The following is an 18,027-nucleotide window of genomic DNA, read 5'->3' as shown; positions in this document are numbered from 1 at the left end:
TAAAAAGGCGCAACGTTATTAGTTTAGTTACTAATAACGTTGCGCCTTTTTATAATACCTATAAAATTGTTGTTTTGGTTGGTTCTGGTGTGGTGGCGCGTAGTGCAATATAAAATTCTGAACGTAAGACAAGAATATAAGGTAAAGTAAATAAATTAGCGATACCAAAAGTGATCAAATTTAATATATACCAGCCAATCAGACTAATGTACATGACAAAGAGTTGACCTTTGTAACCGTAGATTAATGATTGAGATGATTTGATGTAGGCGTTAGCACTTTTAATTGGGCGACCAGCACGTAAATCGTCACGGTATAGGTACAGGGCTTGAGAATAAGAAAAGCTTTTGATGATACCTGGGACAATTAGTAAGAAAGACCATAGTGTAATATATAAGGCACGCAACAACACAATGCGGAAAGCAACACCAGTCAGCAACTGAAGACCGGCTCTAATTGGATCATGAGGTAATCTATCATCATCGCGCCAATCTATTAAGCCACTAATTGCACTTTCAGTGAAGAAATCACTAATAGCTGTTAATATGATACCGATCAATAAAGTAATAAATAGAACAAGCAAGCCAATGATTAAGATGACAAACCAATTATCATTTAAAAAATGGACTAATTCGTTTGATGAAATATTATAGTTGGCACCATTTGGTAAGGTACCTTTGGTGTCAATAATAGTTGTTTGATGATTTATAGTCACACCAAATACTGTAAAAATCATAGGGATGAGTGATATTAAAAAAACGGTTTTAAAATGTTTAGTTACGCGTAGCCATGCGTGGCGTTTAATATAATGGGTGGTTATCATAATTAGTCGTCATTCTCCTTAAGTTAATGACATCATAACAACAAAAGAGAGCTGGTGCAAGGACTGGTACTGGTATTTTTTGGCTAGGCAATCGAAAATATATTTTTTAAAATTACCGCTCAAACTATTTATCTGCTATAATAAAACCATCATTAGTTGATAAAGATATATCAGGCGCGAAATCAAGAGAGTTAGTGGTTGCTGTAAACTAATCCGCGGATATTATCGAGTTACGCAACATAAAAAACACATGACGTATGCCGCGATAAGGCGATTTAAGTGGTGAGTCCGATGACTTACAATTTAGGTGGTACCACGGTTAAAGCCGTCCTATTTTATTGATGAATAAAATAGGACGGCTTTTTCGTGAATAAGGAGATAGATATGAATTTTATTGAAGATTTAAAATGGCGCGGTGCGCTTAATCAAGTGACTGATGAAACTGGTTTGTTAGAAGCCATGCAATCAGGACAAATCGGGGCTTATGTTGGCACAGACCCAACAGCTGATTCTTTGCATTTGGGACATTTAATTCCTTTTATGGTACTTAAACGTTTTCAGAATGCTGGTGGTAAAGCAGTGATTATTGTTGGTGGCGCTACTGGTTCTATTGGTGATCCGCGCCCAACAACTGAGCGCCAGTTATTGAGTCAAGAACAGTTGTTAATCAATGAAAAAGGTATTACAACACAAGTTACGAAGTTATTTGGGGACGATAATACGACCATTGTTAATAACAACGACTGGCTAGGTAAATTAACATTAACTGACTTTTTACGTGATTATGGTAAGTTATTTTCTATCAATGTCATGTTGAAAAAAGATGTTGTTGCTTCACGTTTGGAGTCAGGTATTTCTTTCACAGAATTCACTTACCAAATTTTGCAAGCAATTGACTTTCATGAATTATGGCGTCGTGAGAATGTGCAATTGCAAATTGGTGGTTCGGATCAATGGGGAAATATCACATCAGGTGTTGATTTAATTCATTCACTTGAAGGTAGTGACGCCAATGCGTACGGGTTAACAATTCCTTTGATGACAGATGCAACAGGTAAAAAATTTGGTAAGTCAGAAGGTAACGCCATCTGGTTAAATCCTGAGAAGACATCGCCATACACTTTCTATCAATTCTGGTTGAATCAAAGTGACGAAGACGTTGTGAAATATCTGAAATACTTTACTTTTTTGGCACCAGATGAAATTGAAACCTTAGCACAAACTGTTAAAACCGATCCTGGTGCGCGTGAAGCACAACGTCGTTTGGCGCAAGAAGTGACACGATTTGTTCATGGTCAAGCAGCAGTTGAGGAAGCAGAAGCATTATCAAAGGCGTTGTTTAATGGGGATGTAGCTGAGTTATCAGCAGCACAAATTGCTGATGCCTTTGGTGGGGTACCTAGTTTTGATACAGCGGCTGAAGTTAAGAATGTTGTTGATTTCTTGGTGGCTGGTGGTGTGGAAAAATCAAAACGCCAAGCACGTGAAGATGTCATGAATGGCGCAATTACTGTCAATGGTGATAAGATGACAGACGTCACAGCAGACATTGATCCTTCGACACATTATGATGGTCAATTTGTACTAGTCCGTCGAGGTAAGAAAAAGTATTTCTTAGGTAAAGTGAAGTAAGAAGGCGTACACTTTAGGCGAGCGTTTTTGGATATATTGTGGATGAAAAGGAGCTTGAATATGAAAATTTTAATGTATAATGCCGTTGAAGAAGAAGTACCTTTTATGACAGCTTGGTCAACTAAAACTGGGCATGAAGTTGTGAGAGAAGTTGGCCCATTATCTGAAGATAATGTTGATTTAGCAAAAGATTTTGATGCGGTTTCTAGTCAACAAACTACAGCGATTCCGGCAATAGTTTACAAAAAATTAAATGAATACGGTATCAAGCAAATTGCCTTGCGTCAAGTAGGGTATGATGTTTTTGATTTACCAGCTGCTTTTGAAAACCATATTCGTTTGTCTAATGTTGCGGCTTATTCTCCCCGTGCGATTGCTGAATATACTTTGACACAACTTTTTAATGTATTGCGTCACAACAAAAAGTTTGACCGAGCCATGGCAACTGGTGATTATACTTGGGCTGCTGGTGGTCAAGCGCGTGAAATTTATCAGTTAACAGTTGCAGTAATTGGTGTTGGTCGTATTGGTACGGCTTTTGCCCAAATGCTGCATGCATTGGGAGCCAAAGTATTAGGAGTGGATCCAGTGTATCATGCACAAAATGAGGCATTTGTTGAGTACACGACATTGGACGATGCTTTATCACGTGCCAATGTTATTAGTTTTCATACACCATTAAATGATGAAACACGTGGGTTAGCTGATCAAAACTTTTTTGACAAAATTCAACCTGGTACAATTATGTTGAATATGTCACGAGGCGAAGTAGTTGATATGACTGCTTTAGAAAATGCTTTATTATCAGGTCAATTATATGGTGCGGCGTTTGATGTAACACCAAACGAAAATGAATTTATGGATCAAAAGCAGTCACTATCCGACCTACCTGAAAACATTCAACGGTTGACCGCGTTGGACAATTTCTATTTATCACCACATATTGCTTTTTATACCAATACAGCCATTAAGAACATGGTGGAAATAGCCTTAAACGATGCGGTTACCCTAGCAAATGATGGTTACACGGAAAATGAAATTTTGAGGTGAAAAAGCTTATGCATATTGGATTTATTGGGACAGGCGTTATGGGTACTGGCATCATCAATAATTTATTGCAGGCGGGGCACCAGGTAACTGTTTATAATCGTACGCCAGCCAAAGCTGAGCCAGTTCTTGCTCATGGTGCCGTATGGGCAGAAACACCGAAAGCGGTTGCCCAGCAGTCGCAGATTACTTTTACGATGGTTGGTTATCCACGTGATGTTGAAGAAGTTTGGCTGAGTAAAAATGGTGTCTTTGCGGGTGCGAGTCGAGGGGATATTTTAGTTGATATGACGACTTCTACCCCAAAATTAGCTGAACAATTGGCCCAAAAAGGTGAATCATTAGGTTTTCAAGTCTTAGATTCCCCAGTTTCTGGTGGTGATATTGGGGCTAAAAATGGCACGTTATCGATTATGGTCGGTGGTAAGACAGCAACATTCGAGGCATTGCGCCCTGTGCTGAAAGACATTGGCCAGCAAATTGTACATGCAGGTTCAGCTGGTAAAGGCCAGCATATGAAAATGAGTAACAATATCGGTGTAGCGGCGACTGTGATTACAATGGCTGAATCGATGGTATATGCCAAAGCTGCTGGCTTGGATATGACATCAGCTTACAATGTCTGGCGTGCTGGTGCTGCCGGTTCTTGGTCAGTGGATAATTATATGCCCCGTGTTATGACAGGTGATTATGCTGCGGGATTTTATGCGAAGCATTTGCTTAAAGATCTACGCATCGCTTTGGATTCAGCAGCCGAAATGCACATTGAGTTACCTGGCACCAAGTTAGCCGAAAGCTTATTTGAGAAACTGAGTCAGGATCACGGTGATGAAGGTGTGCAAGCCATCGTTAAATTATGGCAGCAGTTCCAGTAAACGAGTGGTTTTTGTCTATCATGTTTCACGTGAAACATATTTTATTATGACTCATTTCAAAAATTATAAGAATAATTGGTATAATAGTTTTATATCGATAGGTTTGATGGTAAGCAAAGTCGAACAACTTTGCTGCTGATTTTAAAAGGCGCGTATGCGCCGTACATAAAGAGGTTATACATGACAATGACATTGCATATTATTCCCGATTGGCATGATTACAGCATGATATTGCCAGAATTTAATGATTCCATTCACCAAGCACAGCTTTTTCTATCACAAAATCAACAGGTAGAACTAATTTTAGTTGATTTTTTACCTAATTTACGTGGTATTCTAGCGGAAAAAAATATTGAAGCTGTATCGACATGGTCCGTATATGATTTTTTGCAGCAAGTACGGTTGCAGGCGGTCAAACCTGTAGCTTTAATGGATTTTTCTTGGCCTGCTGGTGCGCAGTTTATTGATTTGCCAGATCGTGTTATTGTTCGCGTAGCGGATGCACATTATGCCACTGTCTGGTTAGATATGTTAACACGTTCTCGTTTTGAACGTATTGATTTAATGAGTGATAATCAACGTATACAAGAATTAATGATTGATGATCGCGGGTTTGTGTCGCGTGTGACAAGTTTTGATAAAGAGAATCACAGCGCTACAAAAGTGGATTATTTGACACCGAGCGGACAAGTAGCAATGCAACAAGATCTTGAAACAGGTCACGTGGTAACAAAACAACTTTGGACAATGCAAACACATTTTGATAATTTATCACAAGTATTAGCTGCTGCATTAAATGATCACTTGCAGCATGTGCCCGAGACAGATTATCTCATTTTTGCTCAGAGCCAACTTACTCAGTTTTTGGTTAAACATGTGTCACCCCAACAACCGACTATTTTCAGTTATCAAGCACAACGTACTAGGGCACAATTAGAACGTCATGTCTTGCTGGAAAAACCCGAACAAGTTGACTTCTCTGTTGTAGATACATTAAAACAATCAGAAATTATTGTAAAGCATGGCTATCAGTCTGATGATATGATGGTTATTCCACCTTATGTTACGGACATAAAAGCGAGTTCTCAGGCAACAATGCCAATCGTTCCGATTTATTGGTCAGCGAAAGAATTAACAGTGGCAGTATTTTCAATAGTAAGTCAGATAGTGGCGCATTATTCAAATGTCATATTATTGGTTGAGACGTCCCAAAACCATGAAGTATATGATGATATGATTGAGGCAGCAAGTTTGTCAGCAGCTAATGAGCATGGTCTTATTGATGAAAATAGTCAGCAGTCTTACAAAGCTCGCTTTCAATTTTTACCACCACAAAATGAAGCTAGCCGTCAGCGTTATATGAGCAATGTACGACTATTGATTGATCTTGACGACATACCAGATCATCATTTGCAGGCAACAGCATTAACTTATGGCATACCACAAATTAACCGCGTTCAAACAGACTATATGGTGCCCGGAGGAAACGGTCAGTTAGTCACAAACGACGAACAAATACCAACAGCATTACATTTTTATCTTGATGACTATGCTAACGTTGATAAATCCAGAGTAGTTGCAATTGAAATGAGTCAGGCGTCAAATGAGGAAATGCTTTGGATTAAATGGCAGCAAGTTTTCAATAAAATCAAACAAGGGGGTCACCAGAAGTAAATGTCAAATATTTCAGTTCTTCAAATTGGATCCGATGATTGGACCCCTAAAATGCAGTCAAAAGATATTGACTGGCAATATACATCTATTTTAGATTTACCGACGATGTTAGCCTTTCAAAAAGACCCTTATGTCTTGGAACAAAGCTATGTTGTGCTGACAGACGACGTGTTAGACAGTACATTATTATCTAGCCAGCTCGATGCTTGGCCACCATTACGAACCCTATATTTCGCGCACGAAGTCACACCTGAATTTCAAGCTGTTTTGGATGAACGACGTGCCTTCTTTATCCAAGAGAATACACCTGAAGCAATTAATAAATGTATCCAAAACGACCTATCTTCCGAACAAATTGGTTTTTCAACGCGTTTTAGTGAAGCACAATTTTTACCACTGCCATCAGAAGGCATTCATTTTAAACGTGAAGGTCGTTTTTCAGCACAATATAGTGGTAACTTTGGTTTGGAATGGCAACAGATTGGAACGCTTCAAACTTATGAGACTGATTTTACCTCAACACAAGCAAATTTAGTTTGGTTAGACTACAGTCAAACAGGGTCAGTTGAAGTACAAGTGCAATTTGTTTTTTATAAAAATAATGATATTCAAACGATACAGGTTATCGAAGGTGCAGCCTTGCGTGAACTGACAACAGTGGGGGGGTTGCAGGATTATCAAGCTTATCAAATTCTTGTTTTTGCACGAGGAGAGGGATTAATTGACTTGCATGCCCTACATCAACGACGGTCAAGACATGGATTGGGGATGCTGTTACCGGGGGATGATTGGCATTTAACCACTGAAAATGAAGAAATATTAAGTTACTTTAATCCAGGTGACCGTCAGGCACCGCTTATTGTCAATTTCTCTGGTTTACGTTTACATGGCGATGCTTTTGAAATGAAAACATCTCTAGATGAATTAGGGACACCCTACTTACTATTTACCGATTCAAGAATACAAGGTGGCGCCTTTGATATTGGGACACCCGTTTATCAACAAGCAGTGATTGACATGATTAAAAAGGCGATGGCAACATTAAATTTGAAGCCAGAAGATGTCATTCTAACAGGCGGTTCCATGGGGAGTTTTCCGGCACTGTATTATGCTGCTGATATTAAACCTAGAGCCGTTATGATAGCCAAACCAATCCTGAATTTAGGAACATTTACTAGTCAGGCAGAATTTGCACAACTTTTCAACCAAGATTGGATATTGGATGTACGACGTTACTTAGTTGGGCGTATGAATCCAGAGGATACAGAAGAATTGGATCAACGACTCTGGCAACATATTCAAAATATTGATTGGTCAAAGATCAAAATATCATTATTCACGATGTCGCAAGATGAATATGATGGTAATAGTTTGTTGCAATTAAATGATTTTTTTACAGCACAACAAGCTACAGTAACTCATGTGACAGCAGTCGGTAGTCACACCGATAAAATCCCAGAAATGATCAGTTTTTTTATGACAGAACTTAAAAAGGCAAGAGATAATATGCGTCAGGAGGACCAGTAATATTTATGCAATATCACATGTATTGGACACCGCAAACGCAACTACATCAGTTACAAGGTGCGACGGTAGATTTTAAGTCTGTCAACGACGTTTATTACGAACATTACTTTTTACCAAGTGGTCAAATTATTGCAACTTGGCATTCTCAACAATATTATGTTGGTGAAAAACGCATATCGGATCTACCACGGTTATTAAAGGGACAAACTTATACCATTGCGCGTCATATTGATAATAGTGAGCGCATGTTTGCTTATTTAGTGGTTACTTTTTTTGACAAAGACCATCAACCATTGCTAACAAATAGTCAAAATAGTGACGAAGTAACGATTACAGTGCCAAATGAGTATGCTTTTTACACAATTGATTTAGTTTCTGCAGGTAATGGTAGTTTTGTTTTCCATGATTTCGTGATACGCCCACACAAAAAAGGCATTCTGCGTGATGATGATGAGACATTGGCACCAAGATTGTACAGTTACTTGCAACAACCGAAAAAAATCATGACAAAAACTTTGCGTGTGATTTTTTCTGAACCAGAGCGATATGTGACTGATTATATGTCTGATTGGGTTAAACTCACGCATCAAGCGGTACAGTATATCGCTAGTAGTGAAATTGATGCTGGCTTCTATCGAGCAAACGAAAATGCCATTATGACAGCAATTAAAAAAGCACGTAAGCAAGCTCACGCACATCAAGTCGAATTTATTGGCTATGGTCCGATATCTAGTTATGCTGCTTTGTATTATCAAAGTCAATTCAAGGGTAGCTTTGCTGTTATTAGTGAAGATGTGGATCTAGCACCAACGCCAACATTAGCTATCACACGGTCAGTCGAGGGCGTTAACTATCTTCGTAATCCAATGATGCCTAACGATACGGTTAAACTACTGATTAAACAGCCACAGGCTGAACGATTAGCTACGTTAGACTATGACACACCAACACCTGAAGAATTACAAAGACAAAATGAATTGAAAGCAATGCAGTCAAAAAACAAGCCACTACGCAATTTTTTCAAAAAAGATAGTCATAACTAACGTGTTTTGTTCATCAGCGTCACAGTACTAATGCTTGTTTGCTGTTTGTGCTGACTTTCAATAACAGTCACCGACCAAATTTGTAGCGTATGGCCGATATTGATCGGCGTCGCAGTAGCGATTAGATGTCCAGATTTGACGGCTTTTAAATGGTGTGTGTGTATATCAACACCGACAGGTATCTGATGCTCATCTGTTGCTTCATTTGCACCTAGTGATGCAGCTGTTTCAGCAATGAGGGCATTAACACCACCGTGCACAATGCCAAATGGTTGCATCAATTTATCACTGACGTCAACTTCGACAATTGTTTTTTCTGCTGATAATAAGGTAGTTTTTAATCCCAAAAGTTCTATAATATTCATAAGAACAAAATTCCCCTTTCTGAATGGAGTATAACACATGACAACTTGGAACGCCGTAAAACAATATGATGAAATTTTATTTGAAACAAATGCTGATGGTGAAAATCCTGGTAAAATTGCTCAAATCACAATGAATGATGTCGCAACTCACAATGCGTTTACCCCAGGTATGGTAACTGAAATGATCGAAGCTTTTACGATTGCGCGTGATGATAATAATATCGGTGTCATTATTTTGACGGGTGCCGGTGATCAAGCGTTTTCATCAGGTGGCAACCAAAAAGTCCGTGGTAATGGGGGTTACGTTGGATCCGATGGCATTCCACGCTTGAATGTGTTAGATTTACAACGTCTGATGCGTATCATCCCAAAGCCAATTATTGCGATGGTTAAAGGTTGGTCAGTTGGTGGTGGTAATATTTTGCAGCTTGTGGCAGATTTAACGGTTGCTGCTGATAACGCTAAATTTGGGCAAACAGGGCCAATGGTTGGTTCGTTTGATGCAGGCTATGGATCAGGTTACTTAGCCCGTGTCATCGGACATAAGCGTGCCAAGGAAGTTTGGTTCTTAAATCATTTTTATACAGCCCAAGAAGCCTATCAAATGAATTGGATTAACAAGGTTGTCCCACTAGCAGAAGTTGAAAAAGCAACAATAGAATGGGCAGATGAGATGTTAACTAAGTCACCAACGGCATTGCGCTTTATTAAGGCAGCTATGAATGCCGATACAGACGGGTTAGCTGGGTTGCAACAATTTGCTGGTGATGCGACGATGCTATATTATACAAGTGATGAAGCCAAAGAAGGCCGTGACGCATTCAAAGAAAAGCGCGACCCTAACTTTGATCAATTTCCCAAGTTTCCTTAAAACGCCGTTGGCGTTTTTTATTTGATTAAAATGAATAAAAAATCATTTAATTTGACAAAACGTCTCATTTAATGCAGAATAACACACAAGAGGTAACATTCATGAAATTAAAAATTGCGATTGCGCAGATTGATATTGCGTTAGGACAGCCCCAAATTAACCAAAAAACAATCACAGATTATGCCAAAAAAGCTGCAGACGCGGGTGCTGATGTTTTAATTTATCCTGAAATGTGGAATACAGGTTATGCATTGACTGCATTGGATACTTTGGCGGATGTGGATGGTGTTAATAGTCAACAGGTGTTAAGTCAATTAGCCAAAACTTATCAACTTAATATTATTGGCGGATCTGTTGCTATTTTGCGTGATGGTGATTTCTATAACACGATGTATATTTTTGACAAGAATGGCCAAAAAGTTCAAGAATATGATAAATTACATTTATTTGGATTAATGAATGAAGGCCAGTATATAACTTCGGGCACTAAAACTAATAGCTTTAAGCTTGCTGGTGTCCCTTCAGCTGGTGCCATTTGTTATGATATCCGATTTCCTGAGTGGTTACGAACAATTATGGCGCCAGGTCCACAAGAAATTTTGTATATTGCGGCACAATGGCCAATTCAACGTATTAATCAATGGCAAATTTTATTACAAGCTCGTGCTATTGAAAACCAAGCATTTGTTGTGGCAGCTAATCGTGTCGGATATGATGATCATAATGTTTTCGGTGGAAGTTCGCTCATTATTGATCCGTTGGGGCGTATCGTACAACAGGCTGGTGAAGAGGAAACGCTACTAGTGGCAGAGATTAATACTAATGACGAACAAGATGTTCGCGGTGAAATACCAGTATTTTCAGATCGTCGTCCAGAGTTATATCAATAGGTGAAAATATGCATTTTGAAAAATCAGAGTTACTTAAAACATTGCCAAAGCAGTTTTTTGCATCATTAGTTGCTAAAGTGAATGCCAAAATTTCAGCAGGCGCTGATGTGATTAATCTTGGCCAGGGGAACCCTGACCAACCGACACCTGAATACATTGTCCGAGCAATGCAAGAAGCAACAGCCAATAGTGGGGATCATAAGTATTCTCTTTTTCGTGGTGAACATCGGTTGAAACAAGCTATTGTTGATTTTTATAAAGAAGAATATGGCGTAATGTTAGACCCTGAAACAGAAGTAGCCATTCTAGCTGGGAGTAAGATTGGTTTAGTGGAATTACCATGGGCGCTGATGAATCCGGGTGAAACGTTATTATTACCTAATCCTGGGTACCCGGATTATTTATCAGGTGCTGCTTTAGGGCAAGTGCATTGTGATTTCTTGCCATTGACGCGTGAAAACGATTTCCTTGTTGATTACACAGCAATTGATTCGGAAACTGCGAAAAAAGCAAAATTCTTATACCTGAATTATCCTAATAATCCAACTGGTGCAGTAGCGACAGATCATTTTTATGAAGAAACAGTCAATTTTGCGGTTAATAATGAAGTAGGTATCGTATCAGATTTTGCATATGGTGCCATCGGATTTGATGGATACAAACCACTATCTTTTTTGCAAACAGCCGGTGCCAAGGATGTTGGTATTGAAACCTATACCTTTTCAAAGACTTTTAATATGGCAGGATGGCGAATAGGTTTTGCTGTTGGTAATGCAGATATGATCGAGGCAATTAATGTCATACAAGATCACTTGTTTGTTTCATTATTTCCAGCTATTCAAGATGCAGCAGTCGAAGCATTGACAAATATATCTGAACGTCAAAAAGCTATTGCAAAGTTGAATACTGTCTATCAAAAACGACGTGATGCTTTTGTGAACGCAGTGAGAGCATATGGGTGGGAACCCTATGTACCTAAAGGTGCATTTTATGTTTTAATGCCAGTACCCAAAGGGTATAGTTCTGCAGAATTTGCAGAACTCTTGTTGGAAGAGGCAAACGTGGCGGTAGCCGATGCCTCTGGATTTGGGGATGCTGGAGAAGGTTATATAAGAGTTGGGTTAACAATTGACGAGGCCAGATTAATTGAAGCAGCTGAACGCATTGGTAAACTGCAAATTTTCAAATAGATAAAACATGAACGAGAGTAAGTAGTAATGAGGAAAACCGGGAGAAAAAGCGAACGGAAGAGGGGGGTTAGGGAGAAAGAGTAAGGGAAAGAAAAAGAGTGAGAGAAAGAGATTGACGGAGGGGGAGAAAGTTGGTATATTAGAAGATGTCTTAAGGGCAAGTCAGTGGCAGGTGAGTGCGAAAGAAGCGCTAACAAAAGTGTTGACAAGTGAAACAAGACGCAGTAAGATAGTATAGTTGTCAAATAGCGAAAGCGGTGCAGGGCGTCAGAGCGAGCGTAGCGAGGAGGAAACTTCTCAAAACAAAGGTGTTGACAAACGAAACCGAGCGTGGTATGATAATATAGTTGTCACAGCGACAACAAGTAGCACATTGAAAACTGAACAAAACTTTGAACAAACGAATCTGTTGTTGTTATTAGAAGTAATAACGAAACAAATTTGCGAAGTCAATTCGTAACAAACAATAAACGGATTACGTTATAGAGATATAGCGAAATATAGTCAGTTTAATCGAAGAGCAATCTTCAAATTTTCTAAATTGAGAGTTTGATCCTGGCTCAGGATGAACGCTGGCGGCGTGCCTAATACATGCAAGTCGAACGCACAGCGAAAGGTGCTTGCACCTTTCAAGTGAGTGGCGAACGGGTGAGTAACACGTGGACAACCTGCCTCAAGGCTGGGGATAACATTTGGAAACAGATGCTAATACCGAATAAAACTTAGTATCGCATGATACCAGGTTAAAAGGCGCTACGGCGTCACCTAGAGATGGATCCGCGGTGCATTAGTTAGTTGGTGGGGTAAAGGCCTACCAAGACAATGATGCATAGCCGAGTTGAGAGACTGATCGGCCACATTGGGACTGAGACACGGCCCAAACTCCTACGGGAGGCTGCAGTAGGGAATCTTCCACAATGGGCGAAAGCCTGATGGAGCAACGCCGCGTGTGTGATGAAGGCTTTCGGGTCGTAAAGCACTGTTGTATGGGAAGAAAAGTTAAGGTAGGGAATGACCTTAGCCTGACGGTACCATACCAGAAAGGGACGGCTAAATACGTGCCAGCAGCCGCGGTAATACGTATGTCCCGAGCGTTATCCGGATTTATTGGGCGTAAAGCGAGCGCAGACGGTTGGTTAAGTCTGATGTGAAAGCCCGGAGCTCAACTCCGGAAAGGCATTGGAAACTGGTTAACTTGAGTGCAGTAGAGGTAAGTGGAACTCCATGTGTAGCGGTGGAATGCGTAGATATATGGAAGAACACCAGCGGCGAAGGCGGCTTACTGGACTGTAACTGACGTTGAGGCTCGAAAGTGTGGGTAGCAAACAGGATTAGATACCCTGGTAGTCCACACCGTAAACGATGAACACTAGGTGTTAGGAGGTTTCCGCCTCTTAGTGCCGAAGCTAACGCATTAAGTGTTCCGCCTGGGGAGTACGACCGCAAGGTTGAAACTCAAAGGAATTGACGGGGACCCGCACAAGCGGTGGAGCATGTGGTTTAATTCGAAGCAACGCGAAGAACCTTACCAGGTCTTGACATCCTTTGAAGCTTTTAGAAATAGAAGTGTTCTCTTCGGAGACAAAGTGACAGGTGGTGCATGGTCGTCGTCAGCTCGTGTCGTGAGATGTTGGGTTAAGTCCCGCAACGAGCGCAACCCTTATTGTTAGTTGCCAGCATTCAGATGGGCACTCTAGCGAGACTGCCGGTGACAAACCGGAGGAAGGCGGGGACGACGTCAGATCATCATGCCCCTTATGACCTGGGCTACACACGTGCTACAATGGCGTATACAACGAGTTGCCAACCTGCGAAGGTGAGCTAATCTCTTAAAGTACGTCTCAGTTCGGACTGCAGTCTGCAACTCGACTGCACGAAGTCGGAATCGCTAGTAATCGCGGATCAGCACGCCGCGGTGAATACGTTCCCGGGTCTTGTACACACCGCCCGTCACACCATGGAAGTTTGTAATGCCCAAAGCCGGTGGCCTAACCGTAAGGAGGGAACCGTCTAAGGCAGGACAGATGACTGGGGTGAAGTCGTAACAAGGTAGCCGTAGGAGAACCTGCGGCTGGATCACCTCCTTTCTAAGGATAATCGGAAAACGACAGTGACTTCAGTGTCAAGTTCGTAACGTTCAAAGTTTTGTTTAGTTTTGAGTGTGGTACTGTTATAGGTATCATGGTCAAAGATGAACCTATGGGGAATTAGCTCAGCTGGGAGAGCACCTGCTTTGCAAGCAGGGGGTCAGCGGTTCGATCCCGCTATTCTCCATAGGCAACTGGCAGCAGTTGTCGTGGTTGTACATTGAAAACTGAATAGTAACAAATTCTTTTAATAATTTTTAATTATAAATTGAACCGAGAAACAACACAAAAAAGTTCTTTAAAAAGAACGGTTTAATCGCAGGTCTGAAAAACGACCAACTCATAAACTTGAACCACAACTTCGGTTGTATAGGTTAAGTTAATAAGGGCGCGTGGTGGATGCCTTGGCACTAGGAGCCGATGAAGGACGTAACTAACTACGATAAGCTTTGGTGAGCGGTAAGTACGCTATGACCCAGAGATTTCCGAATGGGGAAACCCAACTCGCAAAGAGTTGTCCATATCTGAATATATAGGATATGAGACGGAATACGCTGTGAACTGAAACATCTCATTAGCAGCAGGAGCAGAAAGAAAAATCGATTCCCTAAGTAGCGGCGAGCGAACGGGGAAGAGCCCAAACCAGAGTGCTTGCATTCTGGGGTTGTAGGACTGATATATAAGAGTTACAAAAGTGTTTTATAGCAGAACAAGTTGGGAAGCTTGGCTATAGAGGGTGATAGCCCCGTAAGCGAAATAAAGCACACTCTTTTCAGGATCCTGAGTACGGCCGGACACGTGAAATCCGGTCGGAATCTGCGGGGACCATCCCGTAAGGCTAAATACTCCCTAGTGACCGATAGTGAACCAGTACCGTGAGGGAAAGGTGAAAAGCACCCCGGAAGGGGAGTGAAATAGTTCCTGAAACCACGACGCCTACAAGAAGTCAGAGCCCGTTAATGGGTGATGGCGTGCCTTTTGTAGAATGAACCGGCGAGTTACGATATCGTGCAAGGTTAAGGAGAAAAGACCGGAGCCGTAGCGAAAGCGAGTGTGAATAGCGCGAATAGTACGATGTTGTAGACCCGAAACCAGGTGACCTACCCATGGTCAGGATGAAGGTGAGGTAAAACTTACTGGAGGTCCGAACCGGTGCATGTTAAAAAATGCTCGGATGAACTGTGGGTAGCGGTGAAATTCCAAACGAACTTGGAGATAGCTGGTTCTCTCCGAAATAGCTTTAGGGCTAGCCTCATTATAAGCATACTGGAGGTAGAGCACTGTTAAGCCTAGGGGCCCATCTCGGGTTACCAAAGTTTGATAAACTCCGAATGCCAGATATGTATGAATGGGAGTCAGACGATGAGTGATAAGATCCACCGTCGAAAGGGGAACAGCCCAGATCGCCAGTTAAGGTCCCTAAATATATGTTAAGTGGAAAACGATGTGATAGTGCATAGACAACTAGGATGTTGGCTTAGAAGCAGCCAACATTTAAAGAGTGCGTAATAGCTCACTAGTCGAGTGCCATTGCGCGGAAAATGTACCGGGGCTAAACATATTACCGAAACTGCGGGTGTGCGTAAGCACGCGATAGGAGAGCGTTGTAAGGGCAATGAAGGTAGACTGTAAGGACTACTGGAGCGCTTACAAGTGAGAATGCCGGTATGAGTAGCGAAAGACAGGTGAGAATCCTGTCCACCGAATGACTAAGGTTTCCTGGGGAAGGCTCGTCCTCCCAGGGTTAGTCGGGACCTAAGGCGAGGCTGAGAAGCGTAGTCGATGGATAACAGGTTGAGATTCCTGTACCAGTAGTAATGCGTTTGACCGATGGAGGGACGCAGGAGGCTATCAGAAGCGTACTGATGGATATGTACGTGCAAGCAGTAAGTTTTGATAAGAGTGAAATGCTTTTATCTACAAGAACAAGCTGTGATGCGGATCGAAATAAAGTAGAGAAGTCTGAGATGTCACACTGCCGAGAAAAGCTTCTAGGAAGTATTACACTGCCCGTACCGCAAACCGACACAGGTAGTCGAGTGGAGAACACTAAGGTGAGCGAGAGAACCCTCGTTAAGGAACTCGGCAAAATGACCCCGTAACTTCGGGAGAAGGGGTGCTCATGGTAAAACATGAGCCGCAGTGAATAGGCCCAGGCGACTGTTTATCAAAAACACAGGTTTCTGCAAAATCGTAAGATGAAGTATAGGGGCTGACGCCTGCCCGGTGCTGGAAGGTTAAAAGGAGTGCTTAGCTTCGGCGAAGGTACGAATTGAAGCCCCAGTAAACGGCGGCCGTAACTATAACGGTCCTAAGGTAGCGAAATTCCTTGTCGGGTAAGTTCCGACCCGCACGAAAGGCGTAACGATCTGGGCACTGTCTCAACGAGGGACTCGGTGAAATTTAAATACCCGTGAAGATGCGGGTTACCCGCGACAGGACGGAAAGACCCCATGGAGCTTTACTGTAGCTTGATATTGAATGTTTGTGCTGCTTGTACAGAATAGGTAGGAGACGTAGAAAATTGGACGCCAGTCTAGTTGGAGTCGAACGGTGGGATACTACCCTCGTTGTATGAACATTCTAACACTGGTCACTTAACGTGATCGTGGACAGTGTCTGGCGGGCAGTTTGACTGGGGCGGTCGCCTCCTAAAAGGTAACGGAGGCGCTCAAAGGTTTGCTCAGAATGGTTGGAAATCATTCGTAGCGTGTAAAGGCATAAGCAAGCTTGACTGTGAGAGCTACAACTCGAGCAGGTACGAAAGTAGGACTTAGTGATCCGGTGGTTCCGCATGGAAGGGCCATCGCTCAACGGATAAAAGCTACCCTGGGGATAACAGGCTCATCTCCCCCAAGAGTCCACATCGACGGGGAGGTTTGGCACCTCGATGTCGGCTCATCGCATCCTGGGGCTGTAGTCGGTCCCAAGGGTTGGGCTGTTCGCCCATTAAAGCGGTACGCGAGCTGGGTTCAGAACGTCGTGAGACAGTTCGGTCCCTATCCGTCGCGGGCGCAGGAAATTTGAGAGGAGTTGCCCTTAGTACGAGAGGACCGGGGTGAACAAACCGCTGGTGTACCAGTTGTTCCGCCAGGAGCATTGCTGGGTAGCTATGTTTGGATGAGATAAACGCTGAAAGCATCTAAGTGTGAAACTCGCCTCGAGATGAGATTTCCCATCTATTTATAGAGTAAGACCCCTTAGAGATGATGAGGTAGATAGGCTAGAAGTGGACGTACAGTGATGTATGAAGCGGACTAGTACTAATCGGTCGAGGACTTAACCAAAGTCTAGTTTACAGGAATGTAGACACAAAGCAATTATGAGTGGTTTAATTAAAGGAAGAATTTGATACTATTTAGTTTTGAGTGAATAACTCAAAGGTGTCGTATTGATAGCATAGAGGACACACCTGTTCCCATCCCGAACACAGAAGTTAAGCTCTATCACGCCGAAAGTAGTTGCCGGATCGCTGGCTGCGAGGATAGGAAGATGCGGTGCCGTACATAGGTAGCGAAAGTTACAACAGAGAAGTAGAGAGTTAGGAAGATTTGGAGAGGTGTCCGAGTCTGGCCGAAGGAGCATGGTTGGAAACCATGTAAACAAGGAATTGTTTCGAGGGTTCGAATCCCTTCCTCTCCATTATGGACGCTTAGCTCAGCTGGGAGAGCACCTGCCTTACAAGCAGGGGGTCACAGGTTCGATCCCTGTAGCGTCCATTGGCGAAAGTCAAGACCGGCACGCCGGGATAAAAGGATGCCGACTTAGCTCAGTTGGTAGAGCACCGCTCTTGTAAAGCGGGGGTCGAAGGTTCGAGTCCTTTAGTCGGCATGATTTCTGCGGAAGTAGTTCAGTGGTAGAACATCACCTTGCCATGGTGGGGGTCGCGGGTTCGAATCCCGTCTTCCGCTTCTATGCCGGCGTGGCGGAATAGGCAGACGCACAGGACTTAAAATCCTGCGATAGAGATATCGTACCGGTTCGATCCCGGTCGCCGGCATAT

11 protein-coding genes, 6 tRNA genes and 3 rRNA genes are annotated in these 18,027 nt (G+C 42.3%); 18 read left to right on the top strand and 2 right to left on the bottom strand.

Annotated features, from left to right (window positions below; all coding sequences use genetic code 11):
- Positions 1 to 58: 58 nt before the first annotated feature.
- Positions 59 to 736: a DUF975 family protein gene (locus tag FGL89_RS04880; RefSeq protein WP_243129491.1), complete on the bottom strand. Its 678-nt coding sequence runs from the start codon at positions 734 to 736 to the stop codon at positions 59 to 61.
- A gap of 471 nt (positions 737 to 1,207) precedes the next feature.
- On the opposite strand from FGL89_RS04880, the gene tyrS reads away from it, so the two are divergent.
- From tyrS to asp3, 6 genes are all read left to right on the top strand, one after another.
- A complete protein-coding gene (tyrS, locus tag FGL89_RS04875; RefSeq protein WP_014973555.1) occupies positions 1,208 to 2,455 on the top strand; it encodes a tyrosine--tRNA ligase in 1,248 nt (415 codons plus the stop codon).
- Positions 2,456 to 2,515: 60 nt separating this feature from the next.
- Positions 2,516 to 3,505 (top strand): D-2-hydroxyacid dehydrogenase, encoded by a 990-nt coding sequence (locus tag FGL89_RS04870; RefSeq protein WP_014973556.1) that lies wholly within the window; start codon positions 2,516 to 2,518, stop codon positions 3,503 to 3,505.
- Between the two features lie 8 nt (positions 3,506 to 3,513).
- Positions 3,514 to 4,377 carry an NAD(P)-dependent oxidoreductase gene (locus tag FGL89_RS04865; protein ID WP_014973557.1) on the top strand — a complete coding sequence of 288 codons (864 nt, stop codon included), beginning with the start codon at positions 3,514 to 3,516 and terminating at the stop codon, positions 4,375 to 4,377.
- A 180-nt stretch (positions 4,378 to 4,557) separates the two neighbouring features.
- Positions 4,558 to 6,051, top strand: a complete 1,494-nt coding sequence (gene asp1 / locus FGL89_RS04860; protein ID WP_014973558.1) for an accessory Sec system protein Asp1 — start codon at positions 4,558 to 4,560, stop codon at positions 6,049 to 6,051.
- Positions 6,052 to 7,578, top strand: a complete 1,527-nt coding sequence (gene asp2 / locus FGL89_RS04855) for an accessory Sec system protein Asp2 (RefSeq protein ID WP_014973559.1) — start codon at positions 6,052 to 6,054, stop codon at positions 7,576 to 7,578.
- Between the two features lie 5 nt (positions 7,579 to 7,583).
- Entirely contained in the window at positions 7,584 to 8,621 is a 1,038-nt protein-coding gene (asp3, locus tag FGL89_RS04850) for an accessory Sec system protein Asp3 (protein ID WP_014973560.1), read from the top strand.
- Here asp3 and FGL89_RS04845 read toward each other — a convergent pair.
- Entirely contained in the window at positions 8,618 to 8,986 is a 369-nt protein-coding gene (locus FGL89_RS04845; RefSeq protein ID WP_014973561.1) for a PaaI family thioesterase, read from the bottom strand. The two genes, asp3 and FGL89_RS04845, sit on opposite strands and share 4 nt — an antisense overlap.
- Before the next feature lie 37 nt (positions 8,987 to 9,023).
- Here FGL89_RS04845 and menB point away from each other — a divergent pair, with 37 nt between their 5' ends.
- The 12 genes from menB to FGL89_RS04785 all read left to right on the top strand — a co-directional run bounded on the left by menB (position 9,024) and on the right by FGL89_RS04785 (position 18,024).
- A complete protein-coding gene (gene menB, locus FGL89_RS04840) occupies positions 9,024 to 9,857 on the top strand; it encodes a 1,4-dihydroxy-2-naphthoyl-CoA synthase (protein WP_014973562.1) in 834 nt (277 codons plus the stop codon).
- A gap of 101 nt (positions 9,858 to 9,958) precedes the next feature.
- Positions 9,959 to 10,747: a carbon-nitrogen family hydrolase gene (locus tag FGL89_RS04835; protein ID WP_014973563.1), complete on the top strand. Its 789-nt coding sequence runs from the start codon at positions 9,959 to 9,961 to the stop codon at positions 10,745 to 10,747.
- Positions 10,748 to 10,755: 8 nt separating this feature from the next.
- Complete coding sequence (locus FGL89_RS04830) at positions 10,756 to 11,937, top strand: pyridoxal phosphate-dependent aminotransferase (RefSeq protein WP_014973564.1); 1,182 nt, start codon at positions 10,756 to 10,758, stop codon at positions 11,935 to 11,937.
- 537 nt (positions 11,938 to 12,474) lie between these two features.
- Positions 12,475 to 14,024 (top strand): 16S ribosomal RNA (locus FGL89_RS04825).
- A 114-nt stretch (positions 14,025 to 14,138) separates the two neighbouring features.
- Positions 14,139 to 14,211, top strand: a tRNA-Ala gene (locus FGL89_RS04820).
- 185 nt (positions 14,212 to 14,396) lie between these two features.
- Positions 14,397 to 17,311, top strand: a 23S ribosomal RNA gene (locus FGL89_RS04815).
- Between the two features lie 97 nt (positions 17,312 to 17,408).
- Positions 17,409 to 17,525, top strand: a 5S ribosomal RNA gene (rrf, locus tag FGL89_RS04810).
- Together the 16S, 23S and 5S rRNA genes with 6 tRNA genes alongside form the textbook arrangement of a ribosomal RNA operon.
- A 52-nt stretch (positions 17,526 to 17,577) precedes the next feature.
- A tRNA-Ser gene (locus FGL89_RS04805) sits at positions 17,578 to 17,666 on the top strand.
- Positions 17,667 to 17,670: 4 nt separating this feature from the next.
- Positions 17,671 to 17,743: transfer RNA gene (locus FGL89_RS04800), tRNA-Val, on the top strand.
- Between the two features lie 39 nt (positions 17,744 to 17,782).
- Positions 17,783 to 17,855: transfer RNA gene (locus tag FGL89_RS04795), tRNA-Thr, on the top strand.
- Positions 17,856 to 17,863: 8 nt separating this feature from the next.
- Positions 17,864 to 17,935 (top strand) — tRNA-Gly (locus FGL89_RS04790).
- 5 nt (positions 17,936 to 17,940) lie between these two features.
- Positions 17,941 to 18,024: transfer RNA gene (locus FGL89_RS04785), tRNA-Leu, on the top strand.
- Positions 18,025 to 18,027 lie beyond the last annotated feature (3 nt).

Source organism: Leuconostoc carnosum (assembly GCF_007954525.1).
Lineage (GTDB): Bacteria > Bacillota > Bacilli > Lactobacillales > Lactobacillaceae > Leuconostoc > Leuconostoc carnosum.
Note: the sequence above shows the minus strand (reverse complement) of the source record. Positions and strands in the feature narration are given on the sequence as shown.

Bases quoted from the DNA above. Each gene is read 5' to 3' on its own strand.
- FGL89_RS04835 (WP_014973563.1), top strand. From the start codon at position 9,959: ATGAAATTAAAAATTGCGATTGCGCAGATTGATATTGCGTTAGGACAG.
- FGL89_RS04845 (WP_014973561.1), bottom strand. From the start codon at position 8,986: ATGAATATTATAGAACTTTTGGGATTAAAAACTACCTTATTATCAGCA.
- menB (WP_014973562.1), top strand. From the start codon at position 9,024: ATGACAACTTGGAACGCCGTAAAACAATATGATGAAATTTTATTTGAA.
- FGL89_RS04865 (WP_014973557.1), top strand. From the start codon at position 3,514: ATGCATATTGGATTTATTGGGACAGGCGTTATGGGTACTGGCATCATC.
- asp2 (WP_014973559.1), top strand. From the start codon at position 6,052: ATGTCAAATATTTCAGTTCTTCAAATTGGATCCGATGATTGGACCCCT.
- tyrS (WP_014973555.1), top strand. From the start codon at position 1,208: ATGAATTTTATTGAAGATTTAAAATGGCGCGGTGCGCTTAATCAAGTG.
- FGL89_RS04870 (WP_014973556.1), top strand. From the start codon at position 2,516: ATGAAAATTTTAATGTATAATGCCGTTGAAGAAGAAGTACCTTTTATG.
- FGL89_RS04880 (WP_243129491.1), bottom strand. From the start codon at position 736: ATGATTTTTACAGTATTTGGTGTGACTATAAATCATCAAACAACTATT.
- asp3 (WP_014973560.1), top strand. From the start codon at position 7,584: ATGCAATATCACATGTATTGGACACCGCAAACGCAACTACATCAGTTA.
- asp1 (WP_014973558.1), top strand. From the start codon at position 4,558: ATGACAATGACATTGCATATTATTCCCGATTGGCATGATTACAGCATG.
- FGL89_RS04830 (WP_014973564.1), top strand. From the start codon at position 10,756: ATGCATTTTGAAAAATCAGAGTTACTTAAAACATTGCCAAAGCAGTTT.